Here is a 23,265-nt window from a genome sequence, read left to right as displayed (position 1 = left end):
TCAGATTAAATATAAATTTCTTGTGCTAATCTAAAAGTATTTGCGTGAGCCTCAATTATCGTTTTTATATCAGGTGAATATCCTCCTCCCATACTTACTTGTAAAGGTATTTTTAAATCTTTACACATCTGCAAAACATACCGATCTCTCTCTTTACAGCCGTTAATAGTGCAATTTAACCTTCCTAATTTATCCGATTCTAAAATATCAACACCACTTAAATAAAAGATAAAATCAGGACGCTGTTCATCAATCAATCTTGGTAAAGTATTTTTTAAAATTCTAAGATAAACTTCATCACCACTTCCATCAGCCACGGCGATATCTAAATCGCTTTTTTCCTTTTTAAATGGATAATTTCCGGCTCCGTGCATTGAAAAAGTAAACACCGAATCATCATTCTGAAAAATTTCAGCAGTACCATTTCCTTGATGTACATCCAAATCTACAATCAATATTTTTTTTGCTAATCCTTTTTTCTGAAGATATCTAGCTGCAATAGCTTGATCGTGCAGCATACAAAACCCTTCCCCGTGGTCGGTATATGCGTGATGGGTTCCGCCAGCAATATTTAATGAAATTCCGTATTTTAAAGCATATTCACTGCCGTCAATAGTTCCTTGTGCTATTAGTTGCTCCCGTTTAATAAACTCTTCAGACAAAGGAAAACCTATTTTTCTAGCAGCCCTTCTGTCGAGAGATAGGTTTTTCAAGCTATTATAATATTCTTCAGTATGAACGGCTAAAATATCCTCTTTAGAAGGCATTGATGGCTCAAAAAAGTCTTCAGCTTTACAAGTTCCTTCGTGAAGTAATTGTTTCGGCAGAAGCTCATATTTTTCCATCGGAAATCGATGCCCCTTTGGCAAGGGATAGCTAAATAAGGGATGAAATGCAATTTTCATCATTGAATAATATTTTGTCTAAAACGCTATTTTAGATAGTTTCAGGGTTTTTTATTTCTTTACCAATGATAGGAATCTTCTTAGTATAGAATGTTATACGTATTCCGAAAAGAAGAATTATTCCACCAATAATCATTTGAAAAGTAATTTCTTCATTAATAAACATCCACGCAAAAAGTGTCGTTAATACAGCCTGACCTAATAAACTTACGGATACTCTTGTAGCACGCATGTGTTTGGTGGCATAGCCCAAAAGTAGCCACGCTGCTAATTGACATACTAGACCTTGAACTAAAAGCGATAACCAACCCATTTCGGTAAATCCGGTAAAAGGTTCATTCATTATAAAACTTAACACCCCTAAAAACACGGCAGAGCTAAGTGTGCTTATTGTAATAAATGGAACAACTTCTACTTCATAAAGTACAAATTTGCTCACCAACATATATACTGCATAAAATACACCTGAGAGTATTGCAAATACAAATGCAAGATCAAAGTCTAAATTCACAAAAAAGTGAAATCCTACTAAGGTTATCATCCCCATAATGGCAATTAAAGTGCCTATCCAGAAATTCCGAGTCGGCTTATTCTTCAAAAAGAAAAACGCACCTATCCCTACCCAAACTGGGGAAAGATTTGTAAGCAACGTTGCTTGTGTAGCAGTAGATTGCTGTATTGCGATATTCCAAACAGTAACGTCAAGTGCAAATATAAATCCGCAAAGCACAGTTAATAGAAGCATTTTTACCGAAGGAACTTTTAATTTTCCTGAAAATATTGCAAATGGAACTAATACAGATGCCGCAATTGCCATTCTATAAAAAGCAGAGATTATAGGAGGCGACAATTTAAGCTTCACCAAAATTGGGAAAATAGAAATACAAATGATTCCTATGACAAGGGCAATTCTAGGCTTTGTCATAAAAGTAAAGTTGAAGGTATTAATAAAGCCGGCAAAATTAGTCTATATAAACCGATAAAAGTCTGTTTATAAGTTGAAGAATTTAAAATTTAACGTAAAATTAATTACTTGTGAAGTTTAAGCTGAATTCGCTTTCTTTCTACATCTACATCAAGCACTTTTACAATAATTTGTTGGTGTAAATGAACATACTCACTAACGTCGGAAACAAATGTATCTGCCAAATTTGAAACGTGAATTAAACCACTTTCTTTGATTCCTATATCTACAAAGCAACCAAAATTTGTAATGTTATTTACGATTCCCGGCAACAGCTGCCCTTCTTGTAAATCGGTGATGGACTTTATATTTTGATTAAAAGTAAACACTTTCGCTTCTTCGCGAATGTCTAATCCCGGTTTTTCTAATTCTTTAATAATATCTTTTAAAGTAGGAAGTCCAACTTTATCGGTGACGTATTTTTCTAGTTTTATTTTCTGAAGAAGGGATTTATTTCCTATCAAATCTGAAATATTTATTCCTTCATCCTTAGCCATTTTTGAAACTACCGAATAACTTTCAGGATGCACAGAAGAATCGTCTAAAGGATTTTTACCATTTTTAATTCGAAGAAATCCCGCTGCTTGTTCAAAAGCTTTTCCCCCTAACCGAGGGACTTTCATAATATCTTTACGAGATGTAAAAGCACCGTTTTCTTCGCGATAATTCACAACGTTTTCAGCTAATTTCTGACCGATTCCCGAAACGTAGCTAAGTAAAGGAACACTAGCGGTATTTATATTTACACCTACCGCATTTACACATAATTCCACAGTAGTATCCAATGAACTTTTCAGTTTCGTTTGATCTACATCGTGCTGATACTGGCCTACTCCGATAGATTTTGCATCAATTTTTACAAGTTCAGCAAGTGGATCTTGCAAGCGTCGCCCGATAGAAACTGCACCACGAACGGTTACGTCGTAATTAGGAAATTCATCACGAGCTATTTTGGAAGCTGAATAAATAGAAGCTCCTGCTTCACTCACAACAAAAACCTGCATTGGATTTTTAAACTGAATGCGCTTAATAAATTGCTCTGTCTCTCGTGACGCTGTTCCGTTTCCAATTGCAATTGCTTCAACTTTATGAGCATCGGCAAGGGAACTAATTTTTTTCATTGCTCCCTTTATGTCGTTTTTTGGAGCGTGTGGATAAATGGTTTCATTGTGCTGTAATCCACCTTGAGCGTCGAGGCATACAACTTTACAACCCGTTCTAAATCCAGGGTCAATAGCTAAAACACGTTTTTCACCCAAAGGCGAACCAAGTAATAATTGCTTTAAATTTTTAGCGAAAACGTTGATTGCAGTTTCATCAGCTCTTTCTGTTGCGGCAGATAATGCTTCATTAGAAAGCGCTGGAAACAATAAGCGTTTATAACTATCTTCAATCGCCAATTTTATTTGTTTTGAAGCCGCGTCATTCGTTTTTACTATTCGACTTTCAATTTTTGAAAGCGCAATTTCATCATCGATTTCAACTTTATTTCGAATAAATCCTTCCGAAGTTGCGCGTAGAATTGCTAGTAACCTATGCGATGGAATTCGATTTAAAGGTTCGTTCCAATCAAAATAATCACGGAATTTCTGCGCCTTTTCATCATCTTCAAACTTCTTTACAACTTTTGTTGAAATCGCCGCGTAGCGCTCCAATTGATTACGAAGCATATTCCGAATATCGGTACGCTCGTTAATCCATTCAGCAATAATATGGCGCGCCCCTTCCAAAGCATCGTCTTCGGAATTCACATCACCCTCTATATACTTTGAAGCAAGCGAAGAAATTTCTGAGCTTGATATACTACGAGTTTGCGCCATTATAATTTTTGCCAATGGTTCTAAACCATTTTCGCGAGCTGTGTCTGCTTTGGTTTTGCGCTTCTTTTTGTAAGGCAAATACAAATCTTCTAAAGTAATTAAATCTGCAGCCTCTTCAATTTTTTTCTGAAGTTCAGCCGTAAGAACGTTCTGCTCTTCCAAAGTTTTAAGGATAGCAGATTTTCGTTTTTCTAGGGCCTCAAATTGTTCTTTAAACCTTACAATATCCCCAATCTGAACCTCATCAAGATTACCCGTCAATTCTTTTCGGTAACGCGAAATGAAGGGAATAGTACAGTCTTCATTCAAAAGCTTGATGGTGTTCTCTACGCTCTTACGAGGAAGTTGGGTTTGGGAGGTAATAAAAGAAATTAAAGAATCTAACATATTTACATTTCTATAATTCGTAAAGTTTTTTCTTTTAAGTTATAATATGAATAGTAAACTTTTCCATCATTAATAAAAATGTCTTCCGCCGATTCGTATTGAATACTCTTTTTAAATTTTTGAATTCTATCAAAAATATTCTCGCTATCTTCTCGAGCCACATAATTAAAAGCAGCATCAAAATGTGTGTTGAAAAATGTTGATTTTGTTGAAGTATAGCTAGAATAGGAATGATACGTAGGTTCTTGATATGCAACAATTGGCATACCACCAGCAGTGGAGCCTGTAAAGCCATAACCACCACCCATCATTATACCGCCTCCACCACTGGACGATTCTTTAAATCCTCCAATTGTGAAGTAATAAAGGTCGCCTTCTTTATAGCCAGTCAAACCTATATTTCCAGAAGATACCTTTCGCAAATACTGAGAAGTTTCTTCCAATTCGCGACGGTTTACGAATGGAACAAATGTTTTACCATCCTGAATTATTGGTGAATTTTTAAATTTGATTGGTTGGTTTCTCTCTATATAAAATTCTTTTAAAACTTCACCAGAAAAGCTTTTTACAGAGATTTTCATTTCATTGTCGCTGCTTCCTAATTGAAACAATTTGTTATCCAAAACATAAGAATTGTGCTTTTTAAAATCGCCAACTCTTCCTTTCGGATAATTATAAAAGGCCTCTTCCATATCTAGACTCTCTAAGTCTATTTTATAAAAAATTGTTCTAAGGCTATCTTCATCTTCAATAGTTAAATAAACTAATTTATTGTTTTGATAAAGCTTGTTATTTTGAGCCGTTTGCTCAATTGCATTAGGAACGCGATTATCAATTTTGGTAACATTTGATTTTAAACTACCAAACAATTGCTCTCGTTTTAAAAGTTTTTCTTTGCGATTCTCATTAACCTCTCGTTCGGGATTAAATGGTTTTAAACCAACTAACTTTAAAAAATCTTGTTTTCGACTTTCAATTTGGAAAGATTTTAATGTCAAAAATCCGCCCTCTCCTAATTCTCTTATAATAAAAACATTGTCTTTCGTTCCAGTAAATACAAACAATTGATTGTTATAATGAACCGTCTCTAGATATTTTTCATCCTCAAAATCAAATTTGAAATCCTTTTCTGAAACTTCTTTAGAGTCAAAATCAATTCTAATTATCGTGAATTTTTTCTTTGAATTATTTGAAAACAAAATTTCATAAGTATTACCAATAATTTTATAGCCTAATATATTCTCGTGTTTTGGAGGGTTGAATATTACGGCGCTTTTTTCAGTGAAATCTTTATCGAATAGATTAGCGAAACCCATTTTATTATCAATCATAACAATCACCAAATCCCCGTTCGTTGTATTCAAAAAGTTAAACCCTTTCTTTGTTCTTGGCAACATGGCAGTTTTATCATCAATTGTCAATGATAAAACTTCCTTTTGAGCAAAAGAAGTGAAAAAGCTTAAAAACAAAAGAATTAGAATTGGAGTTTTAAATGTCATTTTTTGAAATTTCTCGAAATTTTTAATTTATAGTAGCCCCGTTATCAACGCCCTCTTCCCCAGGATTCACAAAAACAAGTTTCCCCGCTGCGTCTTCTGTCAACAAAATCATTCCTTGACTTTCCACTCCGCGAAGTTTTCTTGGTGCTAGATTTACCAAAACAGTAACTTTTTTACCAATAATCTCTTCCGCATTAAAGCTCTGAGCAATCCCTGAAACAATAGTGCGTATGTCAATTCCAGTATCAACCTTTAAAATTAAAAGCTTATCTGCTTTCGGCATTTTTTCGGCTTCAATGATTGTACCCACTCGCATATCGAGTTTCATAAAATCTTCAAATTGAATTGTTTCTTTCTGTGGCTCTACTTTTTTATTGTCAGCAGCCTGTGCTGAGCTTGTCGATTCATTCATCTTTTTACTGGCTTGTAGTTTATCTAATTGGGCTTGAATTTGTTCGTCTTCAATTTTGCTAAATAGCAATTCGGCCTTGTTTATTTTATGACCAGGTTTTATAAGTTCTGATTTTGTTGAAACGTCGTTCCATTTAATAGACCCTTCGACGGAGCCTGTCCTGAGCGAAGTCGAAGGGCTCAGGGTGACATTAAGCATGTTTTTCAATTTATCTGAAGTAAATGGTAAAAACGGTTCGCTTAAAACAGCCAAAGCAGAAGCTATCTGCAATGCAACATACATTACTGTTTTGGTGCGATCTTCATCAGTTTTGAACGTCTTCCAAGGTTCTTCGTCGGCTAAATACTTATTTCCTAAACGAGCTAAATTCATCATCTCCGCTTGAGCTTCGCGGAAACGGTAACGCTCCAACGAACTTGCAATTACAGCAGGATATGCTTTTAATTCATTTAACGTCTGCTCGTCAATCTCAGAAAAAGTTGATGGTTCTGGAACTATTCCTCCGTAATATTTATCGGTTAAAACCATTACTCGGTTAATGAAGTTTCCGAAAATGGCAACCAACTCACTGTTGTTACGAGTTTGGAAATCTGCCCAAGTAAAATCGTTGTCTTTTGTCTCAGGTGCGTTTGCTGTTAAAGTGTAACGCAACACGTCTTGCTGATTTGGAAAATCTTCTAAATACTCGTGTAACCAAACTGCCCAGTTTTTGCTAGTTGAAATTTTATTTCCTTCAAGGTTTAAAAATTCGTTTGCCGGAACGTTTTCAGGAAGAATGTAACTTCCTTCCGCTTTTAACATCGCTGGAAAAATAATACAGTGGAAAACGATATTGTCCTTTCCAATAAAGTGAAGCATTTTGGTTTTATCGTCCTTCCAATAATCTTCCCAATTTTTGTTTTCGCGTGCTGCCCATTCTTTGGTTGCTGAAATATAGCCGATAGGCGCATCAAACCAAACGTAAAGTACTTTTCCGTCTGCTCCTTCTACTGGCACAGGAATTCCCCAATCCAAATCACGAGTTACCGCGCGAGGACGTAAGCCATCGTCTATCCAACTTTTACACTGTCCGTAAACGTTAGTCTTCCAATCTTTTTTATGGTCTACTAGAATCCACTGTTTTAGAAAATCTTCATATTCATTCAATGGCAAAAACCAGTGTTTTGTCTCTTTTAATACAGGCACATTTCCTGAAATTGCACTTTTCGGATTGATTAAATCTGTAGCGTTTAAACTAGAGCCACATTTTTCACATTGATCGCCATAGGCTTCCTCATTCCCACATTTAGGGCAAGTTCCTGTAATATATCTGTCTGCAAGAAACTGATTAGCTTCTTCATCGTATAATTGCTCGGTAACTTCTTCGGTGAATTTGCCGTCTTCATATAGTTTTTTGAAAAAATCTGAAGCGGTTTTATGGTGAATTTCAGCAGAAGTACGCGAATAGTTATCAAAAGAAATCCCGAATTCCTCAAAGCTTTTTTTGATGATTCCGTGGTATTTATCCACTACTTGTTGAGGCGTAATTCCTTCTTTTTTTGCTTTTATTGTAATTGGCACGCCGTGTTCATCACTACCGCAAATAAATGCGACGTCTTTGTTTTGAAGTCTTTGGTAGCGTGCATAAATATCAGCTGGCACATAAACACCTGCTAAATGGCCGATATGAACGGGACCGTTTGTGTATGGTAAGGCTGCGGTAATTGTATACCTATTTGGGTTTTGTTCCATAATTTTTTTTGAAAGTACAAAAGTACATATAAATGTAGTAATTTGTGGTTTTAAATCGATTCATGATAACACCAAATACACTTCAAAAAGGTGATACAATTGCGATAGTATCTACCGCTCGAAAACTTAAAAAAGAAGAATTACAACCAGCACTTAAAATTTTAGAAAGCTGGGGATTAAAGGCTGTTTTAGGAAAAACTATTGGAGCCGAAGAAAATCAATTTGCTGGGAATGAAGAATTAAGAGCCGAAGATTTTCAGCAAATGCTCGACAATCCAAACATCAAAGCTATTTGGTGTGCCAGAGGTGGTTATGGTACTGTTAAAATGATTGATATGTTAGATTTTTCAGCATTTCAAAAAAATCCAAAATGGATTATTGGCTATAGTGATGTTACCGTATTACACTCGCACATTCACAATTTAGGAATTGAAACCTTACACGCACAAATGTGCTTAGATATCGAAAATAAAACTGAGGAAGCAAGAGAATTAATTCGGAAGGTTTTATTTGAACAAGAATATTCAATCGCTTTTAATGTTAATACTTACAATAAAACTTTTCTACAAAAACAGCAGCTAAGCTCGATTCAAGGCAAAATAGTTGGCGGAAATCTTTCTGTGCTTTATTCGCTCTGCGGAAGTAGTTCAGCAATAAATACTGATGGCAAAATTCTTTTTATTGAAGACTTAGATGAATACCTATATCACATTGATAGAATGATGATGAATTTGAAAAGAAATGGAATGTTGGCAAACCTTAAGGCACTAATTATTGGTGGAATGACAGATATGCACGATAATACAATTCCATTTGGAAAAACTGCTGAAGAGATTATATTAGACGCAGTAAAGGATTATAATTATCCTGTGTTTTTCAACTTTCCCGCTGGGCATATTAAAGATAATCAAGCGTTGATTTTTGGGAGGGAAGTTAAATTGATCTATGAAAACGATCAGGTGATTTTAAACTTTTAAAAAATTCAAGTCCGTTGTCAGGTTGAGGGTAGTCGAAACCTTTTTATAATCAAGATTTTCAAGTTCTCGACTGCGCTCGAACAGACATCACCATTTATTACTCAGAATTTCAATGTATTCATGTTAAAGGCAAATAAAATACTTGAGTTTGTAACTATTAATTTAAATACATTTAGACTATGTAAATTGGTATTCAAATTCAATTGCAGATTTTCTTATTTGGTCAGATTCTAACTCATAAGCGTCTTACACTCATTAAAACACACCAAACTCCATAAACCTTTGAAATTCTGCAATATGGTTTTGTATTTTTAAGTGTTTGATTTAAAAATTACTAACCAATATAGAAAACAGTTATGAAAACTAAATTATTATTTCTAGCTACGCTATTATGTTTACTTGTGGCTACACCACTTTATTCACAAATAACCAAGAGAACGAAAACAAAAGATGCTACAAACCAGAAAATTACCACTCCTACTAATAAAAAATTAGCAGATACTAATCAAATTATGGTGGTTAATCCTGATAACAGAAAAATAGTTCCAAAACGGGAACGAGTGATACACGGCCGCATCGATCCTATTACCGGAGAACAGATTCCTCCAACTAAAAAAGGACCACCAAGTAAAGAGTTTGCTATTATCTTTCCTCATATCTCACAACAATATCCAAATTCCAACTTTTATGTTTTAGGAGAGAGTGTATCGGGAAACACTGAAGGACATATGCCCAAAGTACAACTTCACGGCGAAGGTCCAGCAGGACGTACAGTAGAAGTAAAGATGTTTAGGGTTGATCAAAACAATAGATTGATTCAAGATTGGACTCCGATTCGCGAAAAAATAAGTCCAGATGGATTTTGGGGAGCGAGTATACCTTGGGGCACATATGAGGATGAAGGAAAAAGCGTGAAACTCAAATTATTAGTTCGACATTCCGGAAATAAATCAGATATAATAACATTGTTTGTAGGCAGAGAATAGTTGTGGGCTAATTTGCAGAATAAAAACAAATAGCTGAGGTTAAAAAAATCATCTTTTAAATTGCTAAATGAAATTTTAAAAGTTGAAACTTGAATTTTAATTTTTCAGTAATTTTAGCGTATTATGGCCAATCACCATGAACTCGGAAAAATAGGGGAAGAAATAGCCGCTCAATACTTAATAAAAAACGGCTACAAAATTCTACGTCGTAATTTCTTTTTTGACAAAGCTGAAATTGACATTATCGCCCAAAAAGAAGAAGATACCGTTGTAATTGTTGAGGTTAAAACTAGAAATAGCGACTTTTTTGGCGACCCTCAGAATTTTGTTACTCCGGGAAAGATTAAAAACTTGGTGAAAGCTGCAAACGAATATATAGTTTCAAATGAACTCGATGTTGAAGTTCGTTTCGATATTATTGCTATTTTAAAAAACAAAAAGACCGAAAGTTTAGAGCACTTCGAAAATGCTTTCTATCATTTTTAATGCCTACAAAACTTGCCTACTTTCAAGTTGTAAAAACTATGAAACTCATAGATTACCTTACTGTTTTTTGTGGGCTTCTAAAGTATCAATGATACCAAATAAAGTATTTTGACCTTGAGGCTTTCCGATGATCTTTGTATCCTTATCCAAAACGAAATAAGTAGGAGTTCCTGTCACATTATAATCTAAAGTAATAGCTGCGCGGTCCTCATCCTTTCTCAATACGTGGATAAAATTACTGAGCTGCTCTGTCGTTTGCTTCCAAGGTTCATCCTCCATTTCTAATCCAACAGCTATCACTCTAATTTTATTACTATTTATAGTATTCATCTTTTCATTCAAAAAAGGCATTTGTTCCATACAATGAGGGCAGTCTGAACTCCAGAAAGCCAGGACATAATATTCAGCCACGTCTGTGGAATAAAGTGTGTTTTCGTTATCGTTTTCATCCTCCCAACTAAAGTTTGAGACTTTAGCTCCAACGGAAAGGTTTTTAAATAAGTCTAATTTTTTAATTAGAACAGTATCATCATGTGAGGTGGCAAGGTCTGTCAAATAATTGTCGGCTAAATAATTGGCAGCGTTGTTTTTGTTTTTATCAACTAAAGATTGCCAAAACCCCGCTAACACTGTTTTTTGAAATTCAGAATCGCTGTTTTTAATTTCGAAATATATGTCATTTATAAGAGAGCGATAAAATGTAGAACCTTGAACTAAAGTGAATTCTTCGTAATATTTTTCAATAATTTTTAAAGGAAAAGAGGAGCTTTGTAGTTGCATATCCTCAAAGTCAAAATTGCTAAAGAAATTTGTTTTCTTCTCTCCGTAGTATAAGCTTCTATTTTTAAAATCATTTGGGATATAGGGCTTATTAGCCTTGACGAATAATGAACCAAAAGAATTTTTTGATTCATTCTCAGCCCTATTTTGAATATCTATTTGTTTTCTAAGAAGCGTTTTAACGTCTTTGGTATTTGAACTTTCAGAAGTCAATTCCGAATTCAATGCATTTTCAATAGCATCCATTTCTTTTAAATACTCATTAAGGATTTTATTTTGAGAATCTGTGAATACTACACCAGTGGTTTCAGAAAAAGTAAATGACACCTCTTCATTTCCATCATATATAAAATCAAAATAGTTGTTTTCTTCTGGTAAATTATAAACCAATCGGTAACTTCCTTTTGAAAGTGAATCGAAATTCAATTTCAACTTTCCATCATTTCCAATTTTGGTGTCTTGTGCATAAATTTTACCTGTTGGCGTTAAGCGGTATAAAATAGCAAAATCAAAGTCTTCCTTTGGAGAAAATTCTCCTGTCATAGAATCTTGACAATAAAGAAAGAATGGACTTAAAAGAACTAGAAGTAATATTTTTTTGATCATGATAGTTAATTAATTAACAAAGCTATCAATCTTTTGATTGGAAAAATAATCTTTGCAAGTTAGTAGGTGGGGATTACTTTTTATTATTTCTGTAACTTTAGAAAGTAATATTCAATCTTTAATTTCACTGATAAAAATGCAGATATGAACGACGACATAATTCAGGCAATAGAAAAGCAGAAAGAAAACCCGAATTTAAAGTATCGATTAAAAGTTCGCACAGAAGTATTTACAGATCTTTTATTCTTAACACTCTTCGATTCAGAAACATCGGTTTCTAAAAACCTACAAATCTTGGAAGCAATGTTTGAGGAATTGTCTGACATTGCCTGTTGGAAGCCTGAAAAGCCTTGTAGAAAAATGTGGAGAAACTATGTTGAAAAGCTTCCTGAAATTTTAAAGAAATTAAACAAAGATGCTGAAGCATTTTTAAAAAATGATCCTGCGGCCAATTCTATTGAGGAAATTTATTTGTCGTACCCTGGATTTTACGCCATTGTAATACACAGGTTAAGCCACGAGTTTTATAAATTGAGAATGCCATTAATTCCAAGATTAATGAGCGAATATGCGCATCATATTTCAGGAGCAGATATCAACCCTGGGGCTCAAATTGGTGAGTCGTTTTATCTAGATCACGCTACTGGGACTGTTATTGGAGAAACAACGATAATTAAAAATAATGTAAAAATTTACCAAGGCGTAACTTTGGGAGCGCTATCAGTAGCAAGAGACTTACGCAACATAAAACGTCATCCTACAGTTGAAGATAACGTAGTAATCTATGCTAACGCAACAATTTTGGGTGGTGAAACTGTAATTGGAGCCAATAGTATAATTGGAGGTAATGCTTGGGTCACCAAGTCTATTGCACCAAATTCACTAGTATCAAATATAAGTCAAGTAAGAGTTAAAACAGCAGAAAATGTATAAAAAAATCGTAGATTTTATAGGAAACACTCCACTGATAAAAGCAACCCGTTTGGTAAACAATCCAAACATTACTCTGCTTTTAAAATTAGAAGGACAAAATCCTGGTGGTAGCGTAAAAGATCGTGCCGCTTACAATATGATTAAGTCGGCATTAGATAGAGGTGAAATTGATAAAAACTCTAAACTAATTGAAGCTACTAGTGGTAATACAGGAATTGCTTTAGCGATGATTGCGGGGATATTTAAGTTGAGTATTGAACTAGTTATGCCTGAAAATTCTACCAAAGAGCGAGTTCAAACTATGCGTGCCTATGGAGCAAAAGTTACATTAACCTCAGCCGATATTGGAATTGAAGGCGCAAGAGATTATGCAGAAAGAAAGGTAGCAGAAGAAGGTTATTATTCTTTCAATCAATTTGCAAATGATGATAATTGGAAAGCCCATTATAAAACCACCGGTCCAGAGATTTGGAATGATACCGACGGTAATATAACGCATTTTGTTTCGGCAATGGGAACAACAGGTACAATTATGGGAGTTTCTACATTTCTAAAAGAAAAGAATAAAGACATTCAAATTATAGGTGCACAACCTACCGATGGAGCTAAAATCCCAGGAATTAGAAAGTGGCCAGAAGCTTATCTACCAAAAATATTTAATCCAAAAAAAGTTGATCAAGTTATTGAAGTTAGTGAAGAAGAAGCTACAAAAATGACGAAACGCTTAGCGGAAGAAGAAGGCGTTTTTGCCGGAATGAGTAGCGGCGGGAGTGTTGCAGCTGCCTTAAAACTAATTGAAACTATAGAAAGCGGAGTTGTGGTAGCGATAATTTGCGACCGTGGAGATCGATATTTATCCTCTCCACTGTTTGATTAAACCTCAATTTAATTTCAAACCTAACTAGTTTTAAAAACCTGTTAGGTTTGAAATACTAATCTTTAAATAACTCCATTGCCTGAAGTGCTTTATTAACAGAAGTAATATTTTCAAAAGTTAAAAGCAATCGCAAGCCGTTGCGAGTTTGCTTTTCTTTCATAGTTACTTTTTGTGGATGACTTTGAACATATTGAAGCACTTTTGTAAAAGTTGGACTTTGATAAAAAGCACTTTGTTGGTTTGCAATAAAATACCCAACCATTTTATTGTTTTTAATAACCAATCGCTCTAAGCCCATAGAAATAGCTAGCCATTTCAACCTCACGCTGTTTAACAAGTCTTCAGCCTGTATTGGCAGCTCTCCAAAACGATCAAGCAACTCCTTTTCAAATTTTTGAAGTTCATTCTCGTCTTTGAGCTCATTTAACTTGGTATAAAGATTTAGTCGTTCGGTAATATTATTTACATAATCATCAGGGAAAAGCAATTCAAAATCCGAATCGATTGTAATTTCCTTCACAAATTTCTTATTACTCAACGGAGCTGAAGAATCTTCGTAGAGATCTTTAAATTCTTTTTCTTTTAGTTCTTCAATGGCTTCAGATAGAATCTTTTGATACGTATCAAAACCAATTTCATTAATAAATCCACTTTGCTCACCTCCTAGTAAATCACCCGCACCGCGAATTTCTAAATCCTTCATCGCGATGTTTATTCCGCTTCCCAATTCTGAAAATTGCTCTAATGCAGTGATTCGTTTTCGTGCATCGTCAGTCATCGCAGAATAGTCTGGAGTAATAAAGTAACAGAATGCCTTTTTATTACTTCTACCCACTCGCCCACGCATTTGGTGTAGATCTGAAAGACCAAAATTATTAGCGTTGTTAATGAATATAGTGTTCGCGTTAGGCACGTCCAATCCACTTTCTATTATTGTGGTAGAAACCAATACATCAAATTCATTATTCATAAATCGAAGCATTAGGTCTTCTAGTTTCTTACCATCCATTTGCCCGTGACCAATACCGATTTTAGCATCAGGCACCAACCTTTGGATCATTCCAGCAACTTCTTTAATGTTTTCTATTCTGTTGTGAACAAAGAAAACTTGTCCGCCTCGCGAAATTTCATATTGAACAGCATCGCGAATATTCTCCTCACTAAAGCGAATAACGTGCGTCTCTACTGGATAACGGTTTGGCGGCGGAGTAGTGATTACCGAAAGATCACGTGCAGCCATTAAACTAAACTGCAACGTACGCGGAATTGGCGTTGCCGTTAATGTTAGTGTATCTACATTTTCTTTTATAGTTTTCAGTTTATCTTTAACTGCAACTCCGAATTTCTGCTCTTCATCTATAATTAGCAATCCCAAATCTTTAAATTCAACCGATTTATTTACTAACTGGTGCGTTCCAATTACGATATCTAAACGGCCATCCTTTAATCCTTCCAAAACTGCTTTCCTTTCTTTCGCAGTTCTAAATCGATTTAAATAGTCCACTTTTACTGGCATTTCTGATAACCTTTCAGAAAATGTTTTAAAATGCTGAAACGCCAAAATAGTTGTAGGCACTAAAACAGCAACTTGTTTTCCGTTATCAACCGCTTTAAATGCAGCTCGAATAGCTACTTCTGTTTTTCCAAAACCAACATCACCACAAACCAATCGGTCCATCGGGCGTTCGTTTTCCATATCTTTTTTAACGTCCTCGGTAGCAGAACTCTGATCTGGAGTATCTTCATAAATAAATGAAGATTCCAACTCTGCCTGTAAGTAACTATCAGGATCATATGCAAACCCTTTAAGGGTGCGTCTTTTTGCGTAAAGCTCAATTAAATTAAAAGCAATTTCCTTAACTCGGGTTTTGGTTTTTTGCTTTAGCTTTTTCCAAGCATCGCTACCCAATTTATAAATTTTGGGCTCTTTACCATCTTTCCCGTTGTATTTTGAAATCTTGTGAAGACTATGAATACTCAGGTATAGAATATCGCGTTCGCCGTAAAAAAGCTTGATGGCTTCCTGCATTTTTCCTTCTACTTCAATCTTCTGTAAACCTCCAAATTTCCCTATCCCGTGATCGATATGAGTAACATAATCCCCCACTTCAAGGTTGTTTATTTCCTTTAACGTTATCGCTTGTTTCTTGGCGTAGCCATTCTTAAGTTGAAACTTATGATAACGTTCAAAAATTTGATGGTCGGTGTAGCAAACTATTTTCAGATCATCATCAATAAACCCTTGAAACAAAGGAAAAACAACTGTTTCAAATTGATTTACATTTTGCTCGGCATCCTCAAAAATGTCGTGAAAACGTTTTGCTTGCTGTTCGCTACTGCAAAAAATGTAGTTTTTATATCCGTTATCGGTGTTTTCATTCAAATTATCAATCAGCAAATTAAATTGCTTATTAAATGAAGGCTGTGGCTTGGTTGAAAATATTACCGAAGACACTTTCTCTAATCGATTAGCATCCTCTTTTAAATTTCTTCTTCCCTTTACGTTTAATGTAACAGTTGTAAACTCTGTAAGTTGCCCATTCAGCAATGTAGAATCGCAAAATAACTCTGAAGGCTTTGCTCGTTTTATTTCAGAATCGATTGCGTTAAAAGCTTCGGTTGCTTTTTTGAAAAGATTATCTATTGCACTGCTAAAAAGTTCTTCATTTTTTAGAAAAACCACTGTTTTAGAAGCAATATATTTTAGAAAAGACTCTCGGTTTTCATCGATTATCTTGTTTTCAATATTTGGAATTATTGAAATTTTTTTTATTTGTTCTAATGAAAGCTGTGTTTCCACATCGAAGGTTCGAATACTATCTACGTCATCACCAAAAAACTCAATTCGATAGGGTTCATCATTACTAAAACTGAACACATCTAAAATTCCTCCGCGAACCGAAAACTCACCTGGTTCCGTAACAAAATCTGTTCGTTTAAAACGATATTCAAACAAGACTTCGTTTACAAAATCAATTGAAAGCTGATCGTTTACCGCTATTTTTAGGGTGTTTTGTTCTAATTCCTTTCGAGTAACAACTTTTTCAAAAAGTGCCTCGGGATAAGTGACGATAAATGCCGGTTTTTTTCGAGAATTAATTCGGTTTAAAACCTCACTTCTCAATAAAACATTAGCGTTATCCGTTTCTTCTATTTGATATGGCCGGCGATAACTTCCAGGATAAAAAAGTACATTTTTATCACCCAAAAGGTTTTCCAAATCGTTAAGGTGATAAGCGGCTTCCTCTTTATCATTCAAAATAAAAAGAAAAGGCAAATCGGTATTTTTAAAGGCTTGGGCCAAAACCATCGAAATGGAAGAGCCAACAAGGCCTGATACTGAAATTGCTCGTTGCTTTTGGGATATAGCTTCTCCTAGTTTTTGCGTTTGCAAAGACTGAGAATACAGTGAAGTAGCGAATGTTTTGCTCATTGAACGGCAAATTTAATCCAAACCTATCAGGTTTTCAAAAGCTGACAGGTTTTAATTTCAACTTTATCATTTTAATAACATACATCCCTGAAATGAATCTGTATTTTTAGAATTAACTGAAACAACATCCCATAAGTTTAAATCCTTAGGTGTTTAAAAATTTAAGTAATGGCGTTTAAAGAATACGATGTTTTTGTAATAGGAACTGGCACGGCGGGTAAAACTGTAGCATACGATTGTGCTGCCGAAGGAATGAAAGTTGCAATCGCCGACAACCGTGAATTTGGCGGAACTTGCTCTCAAAGAGGATGCGACCCTAAAAAAGTTTTAGTTGGATTTACCGAAGCCATACAACTTTCAGAAAACTTGAAGGGTAATGGTATCACATCTATTCCTAAAATTGACTGGAGAGATATACAAAAATTTAAATCGAAATTTACTGATGCTGTTCCTGCAGTGACTGAAAAAGAGTTAAAAAAAGCAGGAATTTCAATGTATCATCAATCGCCAAAATTTTTAGATGAAAACACACTATCGGTAGAAGGGAAAACTGTAAAGGCTAAAAAAATAGTTATTGCAACAGGGCAAAAACCAATGGAACTAAAAATTCCCGGAAGAGATTATTTAAAAATTAGTGACGATTTTTTTGAGCTAGAGGAATTACCAGAAAACATGGTTTTTGTAGGCGCGGGATATATCGGGATGGAATTTGCGCACATTGCGGCTCGTTGTGGAGTAAAAGTTACCGTAATTGAATTTTCAGATAGACCTTTAGGTCCTTTTGAAGCCGATATTGTTGAACACCTCACAAAAGCTTCAGAAGAAATTGGAATTAAATTTATTTTTAATGCAAAGGTTACTGAAGTAGAGAAGCTTCAGAAAAACTATAGAGTTTCATTTGAGGTAAATGGTAAAGCTGAATCGGTCGATACAAGAATGGTCTTTAACACCGCCGGTCGCGTTCCTTCTATAGACGAATTAGATTTAGAAAAAGGAAATGTAGCATTTGAAAAGGGAGGAGTTTCAGTAAATGAATTTCTTCAAAACACAACTAATAAATCTGTTTATGCTTGCGGTGATGTTTCGGCAAGTGGGTCACTTCCGTTAACCCCAACATCTTCTCAGGAAGCTCGAGTTGTTTCTTTAAATATTAGAAATGGGAATAAGACTAAAATGGATTTCCCGCCTGTGCCTTCTGTGGTTTTTACAATTCCTCAGGTTGCCACTATTGGAATGACTGAAGACGAAGCAAAAGAAAAAGGCTATAACTATGTAGTAGAATACAAAAGCGTTCCTAAATGGTTTAATGCAAAACGTCTAAACGACAAAGTTTACGCCTATAAAACTATTGTAGATAAGGATAGAAACATCGTCCTTGGCGCCCACATAATTGCTACTGGCGCTGGTGAAATGATTAATTTGTTTGTGCTGGCTATTTGTGGGAAACTCACCACAGAAAATCTTAAAGCAATGATTTTTGCTTACCCTACTTGGGGGAATGATATTAAAGGGATGGTTTAAGGGAATAGAAATTAGAAGATGAAGATGAATTGAAGATGAAGATGAAGAAATAATCCATAATTATGAAAACCCTTATATTTAAAGAATATTTACCGCAATTATGCCAAGTCAAAATAAACTCATTTCGAAGAAGAAACCCACTTACCCTATTACTGATAGGTTTTTAAAGTATTTAACCCGTCACGGGAGAACCATTAAAATTCCTATTTACTACGACGATTTATTGCGATTTCAGGGGTCTGTTTCTGTATATGATAAAAATGGAAAAGACACGCTTTGGGTAAGAGTTTACTATTCTGAATTTGAAACAGAAGAAATAAATGAGAGCTTAAAAAAAGTATACTCCATTCTACATTCCGATGGAAATGAAACTATTTTACCTTTCTTAAATATTGATAGTGTAGATTATTGCACCTTTGGAAATTCTAAACCATTTCGAATTAAAGTTCGTAATATTCTTAACGATAATTATCTCTATATCTACATTAAAAAAGCAGATGCTTCCCGAATATACGGCTTAGAACTTGAAGATTTACTTTCGCCAAACCACATTAACTTTTTAGTGAGAAAAAATACTTTAATAGAGGAGCATATTTCAGGAATTCCTGGTGACGAATTTATAAACAACCATTTGGATGAATGTTCTAAAAGAGACAAACTTGAGATAGCCAAAGAATTTGTAAAATTCAACGAACGCTGCTTTATACGTTTATTAGGAGATATGCGATCTTACAACTATGTAATGGTACTTACTCACGATTTTGACCGAATTCAATATAGAATTCGCGCTATAGATTTTGACCAACAATCTTATGAAGGGAATGCAAAGGTTTACAAACCTCAATTCCTAAAAGAAAACAATAAGTTAGTTGAAATGACCATGGAACTTCTTCAACAAACGTCAATAGACCAGTATATTAGTGAGGAAAGATCATTGCTAGCAAAACGAGCTACAAATGAGAAAAAGAGATTAAAAGCCTTGATAAATTGCATGAAAGAAGACACTATTTCACCTCCCGAAAAGATTGAAGAATTAAAAATGGATCTTTTTGAACTTACAGGTGATGTGAACTTTAAAAAAGCAATTAATATGGGGCAGGTATTGGAAAGCGCATTAGCCTTTGTAATTCGTAATTACAAAAATGTAAATCCATATATCATACGAAGAAAAAGACAGCAGCGCCCTCAACGTTAATGTAAAACACAGTATTTCTAGCTTATTTTAACACTTATTTATCCTATTTCGGGTTTTTGAAATATTGTTAATTCTTTCGTTTTATTTTCATATTAAAGCATAGCCTTGTTTATCTTTATAGCCTTACGTATATCCTTATAAAAAATAATTCATGAAGATAAAGAAAGTTTTGGTGGCTAACCGTGGTGAAATAGCCATTCGAGTATTGCGAGCCTGTTCAGAAATTAATTTGCAAACAGTATCTATCTATACTCTTGAAGACCGCTATTCACAACATCGCTATAAAGCTGATGAATCTTATCAAATAGGTGAAAATGACCAGCCTTTAAAACCCTACTTAGACGGAAATGCAATTATTGAACTTGCCAAGTCTAAGAATGTAGATGCCATTCACCCCGGGTATGGCTTTTTATCTGAAAACTCTGAATTTGCTCGAAACTGTGCCAAAAATGGAATTATCTTTATAGGTCCAGATCCAAAAGCTATGGACGCTTTAGGAGACAAAATTACTGCCAAAAAAATTGCCGAAAAGTGTGGCGTTCCTATTATTAAAAGTAATGACAAGGAATTATCTTCTTTAAAAATTGCCATTTCCGAAGCCAAAAAAGTAGGCTATCCTATTATGCTGAAAGCTGCCTCTGGTGGTGGTGGACGCGGAATGAGAATTATTCGCACTGAAGACGATTTAAAAAACAATTTCGATTCTGCAAAAAGCGAATCGCTTAATGCTTTTGGCGACGACACCATGTTTCTCGAGAAATACGTTGAAGATCCTAAGCATTTAGAAGTTCAAATAGTAGCCGATAACCACGGAAATATTCGCCATTTATACGAGCGTGACTGCTCGGTACAAAGGCGTCACCAAAAAGTTGTTGAAGTTGCTCCCTCTTTTAATGTTTCCCAGAATGTAAAAGATGCGCTTTATAAATACGCAATTAAAATTGCAGAGGAAGTAAATTACAATAACGTAGGTACAGTTGAGTTTTTAGTTGATAAAGATGACAACGTTTTCTTTATTGAAGTGAATCCACGAATTCAAGTAGAACATACGGTTACCGAAATGGTAACTGGAGTAGACCTTATAAAAACTCAAATTTTTATTGCGGGAGGTTACAAATTAAGCGATAAACAGATTAAAATTTACGGTCAAGACTCATTAGCAACTTATGGCTTTGCTATGCAATGCCGTATTACAACTGAAGATCCCGAAAATAATTTCACCCCAGATTACGGAACCATTACTACCTATCGCAGTGCTGGCGGAATGGGAATTCGTCTAGATGCCGGTAGTATTTATCAATCCTATAGCGTTAGCCCTTTTTTCGACTCTATGCTTGTAAAGGTTTCTGCCCACGGACGAACATTGGACGGTGCAGTGCGTAAAATGTCACGCGCACTTAGAGAATTTAGAATACGCGGGGTAAAAACCAATATTCATTTTCTTCAAAATGTAATACACAACGAAACTTTTAAAGAAGGGAGAGCTACTGTTAATTTTATTGCCAACACCCCTTCTCTATTCGAAATAAAACTTCCACAAGATCGTACTTCTAAAATTGTAAATTATTTAGGAGAAGTAATTGTAAACGGAAACCCAGATGTAAAAACCATCGATAAAAACAAGGTTTTTAGAACACCTAAAGTGCCAAAATTTGATAAAAGCCAAGAATTTCCAAAAGGCACAAAAGATATGCTCACGGAAATGGGTCCCGAAAAATTCTGTGCTTGGCTAAAAGATGAAAAGAAGATTCAATATACAGACACAACAATTCGCGACGCGCATCAATCATTACTCGCTACCAGGATGCGTAGTTATGATATGCTGAAAGTAGCTGAAAGTTTTGCCAAAAATCACTCAAATACATTTAGTATTGAGATGTGGGGAGGTGCAACCTTTGATGTTTGCCTTAGATTTTTACATGAAAGTCCTTGGACGCGATTACGCGAACTTCGCAAGTTGATGCCAAACATACTTTTCCAAATGCTACTTCGAGGCTCGAATGGAGTTGGTTACAAGGCATATCCTGATAATTTAATTGAAAAATTTATTGAAACCTCTTGGGAAAACGGAATTGATGTTTTTAGAATTTTTGACTCATTAAACTGGGTTAAAGCAATGGAGCCAAGTATTAACTATGTTCGAAACAAAACTGGCGGAATTGCTCAAGCAGCAATTAGCTATACAGGTGATATTCTTGACCCAAATGAAAGCAAATACACCGTAAAATATTATACACAACTTGCAAAAGACTTAGAAAATGCCGGGGCGCATATGATTGCGATTAAAGATATGGCTGGTCTTTTAAAACCTTATGCCGCTGCAGAACTGGTGGCTGCATTAAAAGACACAGTTAAAATTCCGTTGCACTTGCACACTCACGACACTTCATCAATACAATCTGCTACCTACCTAAAAGCTATTGAAGCGGGAGTTGATGTTGTAGATGTTGCTTTAGGCGGACTTTCGGGGCTTACCTCTCAGCCAAACTTCAACGCTATAGTTGAGATGATGCGCAATCAACCTCGAGAAAACAAATTTGATATCACCAAACTAAACGAGTTTTCTAATTATTGGGAAGACGTTCGCGAAATGTACTATCCGTTTGAATCTGGACTAAAGGCAGGAACAGCAGAGGTTTACCAACACGAAATTCCAGGCGGACAGTATTCAAATTTACGTCCGCAGTCCGAAGCACTTGGTTTAGGCGATCGTTTTGATGAAGTGAAAAAGATGTACGAGCAGGTAAATAGAATGTTTGGCAACTTAGTAAAAGTAACGCCAAGCTCCAAAGTAGTTGGAGATATGGCTATTTTTATGGTTACAAACAACCTTACTCCAGAAGATGTTATGCAGCGCGGCGAAGACATTTCCTTCCCAGAATCTGTAATAAACTTCTTTAAAGGGGATCTTGGACAACCACTTGGAGGGTTTCCAAAAGAACTTCAGAGGATAATTTTGAAAAACAACGTAGCGTATACCGATAGACCGAATGCACATCTAAAGCCAATAGATTTCGAGGCAGAATTTAAGGTTTTCAGTAAGAAATTTCAACAAGGCTTTACAAGACAAATTGAGTTTGAGGATTTCCTTTCTTATAGTTTATATCCACGTGTTTTTGAAGACGCACACGAAAAATATAAACTGTATGGCAATGTTGCTATTCTTGCTACTGAAAATTTCTTCTACGGAATGAAACTTCGCGAAGAGGCTATTATTGAATTAGAGCCAGGCAAGTCTATTATCGTTAAATTGCTTTCGGTAGGAATACCTAATGAAGATGGAGTACGTATAGTTTTCTTTTCGGTAAACGGGGAAAACAGATTTATTCAAATTAGAGATAAATCTATTAAGGTAGAAAAAGAAGTTCACGTAAAAGCCGACACTCAAGATCCAAATCAGTACGGTGCACCTTTACAAGGAAGCTTATATAAAGTATTGGTGAAAAAAGGACAAAAAGTAAAGAAAAACGATCACCTCTTTATTATTGAAGCTATGAAAATGGAATCTTCAATAACTGCCAATAAGGATGGGAAAGTGAAGTCTATCACCCTTAAGCCTGGAACTATGGTAATGAAGGACGATTTAATTGTAACACTTGAGTAATATTGAAATCGAAGTCGAAGTCGAAGTTGAAGTTGAACTGATATATGGATAAATAGCAATGCAATTTTAATTGTCATGGTTTGCTAAGCTTTGTGCTGAGATAAACAAGAGCGATTCTTGTAGGGCTCAACTTAATTGGAATTGAAACC

Annotated in this window: 15 protein-coding genes; 8 read left to right on the top strand and 7 right to left on the bottom strand. The window is 35.2% G+C overall.

The annotated features are described in order from the left end of the window. Positions 1-5: 5 nt before the first annotated feature. The 5 genes from RT250_RS10955 to metG form a co-directional block, all read right to left on the bottom strand. Positions 6-908, bottom strand: a complete 903-nt coding sequence (locus RT250_RS10955) for a histone deacetylase family protein (RefSeq protein ID WP_313114770.1) — start codon at positions 906-908, stop codon at positions 6-8. 28 nt (positions 909-936) lie between these two features. Beyond that, positions 937-1,830 (bottom strand): DMT family transporter, encoded by an 894-nt coding sequence (locus RT250_RS10950; protein WP_185099342.1) that lies wholly within the window; start codon positions 1,828-1,830, stop codon positions 937-939. 104 nt (positions 1,831-1,934) lie between these two features. Continuing rightward, a complete protein-coding gene (locus RT250_RS10945; protein ID WP_313114769.1) occupies positions 1,935-4,076 on the bottom strand; it encodes a Tex family protein in 2,142 nt (713 codons plus the stop codon). Between the two features lie 2 nt (positions 4,077-4,078). Next, positions 4,079-5,575: a hypothetical protein gene (locus RT250_RS10940; RefSeq protein ID WP_313114768.1), complete on the bottom strand. Its 1,497-nt coding sequence runs from the start codon at positions 5,573-5,575 to the stop codon at positions 4,079-4,081. Between the two features lie 22 nt (positions 5,576-5,597). Further along, positions 5,598-7,718, bottom strand: a complete 2,121-nt coding sequence (gene metG, locus RT250_RS10935) for a methionine--tRNA ligase (RefSeq protein WP_313114767.1) — start codon at positions 7,716-7,718, stop codon at positions 5,598-5,600. A gap of 62 nt (positions 7,719-7,780) precedes the next feature. Between metG and RT250_RS10930 the strand changes: the two genes are divergently transcribed. The 3 genes from RT250_RS10930 to RT250_RS10920 all read left to right on the top strand — a co-directional run bounded on the left by RT250_RS10930 (position 7,781) and on the right by RT250_RS10920 (position 10,167). Continuing rightward, positions 7,781-8,695 (top strand): S66 peptidase family protein, encoded by a 915-nt coding sequence (locus RT250_RS10930; RefSeq protein WP_313114766.1) that lies wholly within the window; start codon positions 7,781-7,783, stop codon positions 8,693-8,695. A 356-nt stretch (positions 8,696-9,051) separates the two neighbouring features. After that, positions 9,052-9,681 (top strand): hypothetical protein, encoded by a 630-nt coding sequence (locus RT250_RS10925; RefSeq protein ID WP_313114765.1) that lies wholly within the window; start codon positions 9,052-9,054, stop codon positions 9,679-9,681. A 123-nt stretch (positions 9,682-9,804) separates the two neighbouring features. Next, positions 9,805-10,167, top strand: coding sequence for a YraN family protein (locus tag RT250_RS10920; RefSeq protein ID WP_313114764.1), 363 nt, complete (start codon positions 9,805-9,807; stop codon positions 10,165-10,167). Positions 10,168-10,224: 57 nt separating this feature from the next. Here RT250_RS10920 and RT250_RS10915 read toward each other — a convergent pair whose 3' ends face one another. Then, on the bottom strand, positions 10,225-11,553 hold the full coding sequence (locus RT250_RS10915) for a TlpA family protein disulfide reductase (protein WP_313114762.1): 1,329 nt from the start codon (positions 11,551-11,553) through the stop codon (positions 10,225-10,227). A gap of 144 nt (positions 11,554-11,697) precedes the next feature. Here RT250_RS10915 and epsC point away from each other — a divergent pair, with 144 nt between their 5' ends. Then, a complete protein-coding gene (gene epsC, locus RT250_RS10910) occupies positions 11,698-12,486 on the top strand; it encodes a serine O-acetyltransferase EpsC (RefSeq protein WP_313114761.1) in 789 nt (262 codons plus the stop codon). Then, on the top strand, positions 12,479-13,363 hold the full coding sequence (gene cysM, locus RT250_RS10905) for a cysteine synthase CysM (RefSeq protein ID WP_313114760.1): 885 nt from the start codon (positions 12,479-12,481) through the stop codon (positions 13,361-13,363). The genes epsC and cysM overlap by 8 nt, the downstream gene beginning before the upstream one ends. 55 nt (positions 13,364-13,418) lie before the next feature. Here cysM and mfd read toward each other — a convergent pair whose 3' ends face one another. Next, a complete protein-coding gene (gene mfd / locus RT250_RS10900; protein ID WP_313114759.1) occupies positions 13,419-16,796 on the bottom strand; it encodes a transcription-repair coupling factor in 3,378 nt (1,125 codons plus the stop codon). Positions 16,797-16,964: 168 nt separating this feature from the next. Here mfd and RT250_RS10895 point away from each other — a divergent pair, with 168 nt between their 5' ends. From RT250_RS10895 to RT250_RS10885, 3 genes are all read left to right on the top strand, one after another. Beyond that, entirely contained in the window at positions 16,965-18,317 is a 1,353-nt protein-coding gene (locus RT250_RS10895; protein WP_313114758.1) for a dihydrolipoyl dehydrogenase family protein, read from the top strand. A gap of 100 nt (positions 18,318-18,417) precedes the next feature. Next, positions 18,418-19,512, top strand: coding sequence for a hypothetical protein (locus RT250_RS10890; protein ID WP_313114756.1), 1,095 nt, complete (start codon positions 18,418-18,420; stop codon positions 19,510-19,512). 151 nt (positions 19,513-19,663) lie between these two features. Beyond that, entirely contained in the window at positions 19,664-23,116 is a 3,453-nt protein-coding gene (locus RT250_RS10885; RefSeq protein ID WP_313114755.1) for a pyruvate carboxylase, read from the top strand. Positions 23,117-23,265 lie beyond the last annotated feature (149 nt).

Origin of the sequence: Aequorivita sediminis, assembly GCF_032080575.2 — a bacterium.
GTDB classification, from domain to species: domain Bacteria; phylum Bacteroidota; class Bacteroidia; order Flavobacteriales; family Flavobacteriaceae; genus Aequorivita; species Aequorivita sediminis.
Note: the sequence above shows the minus strand (reverse complement) of the source record. Positions and strands in the feature narration are given on the sequence as shown.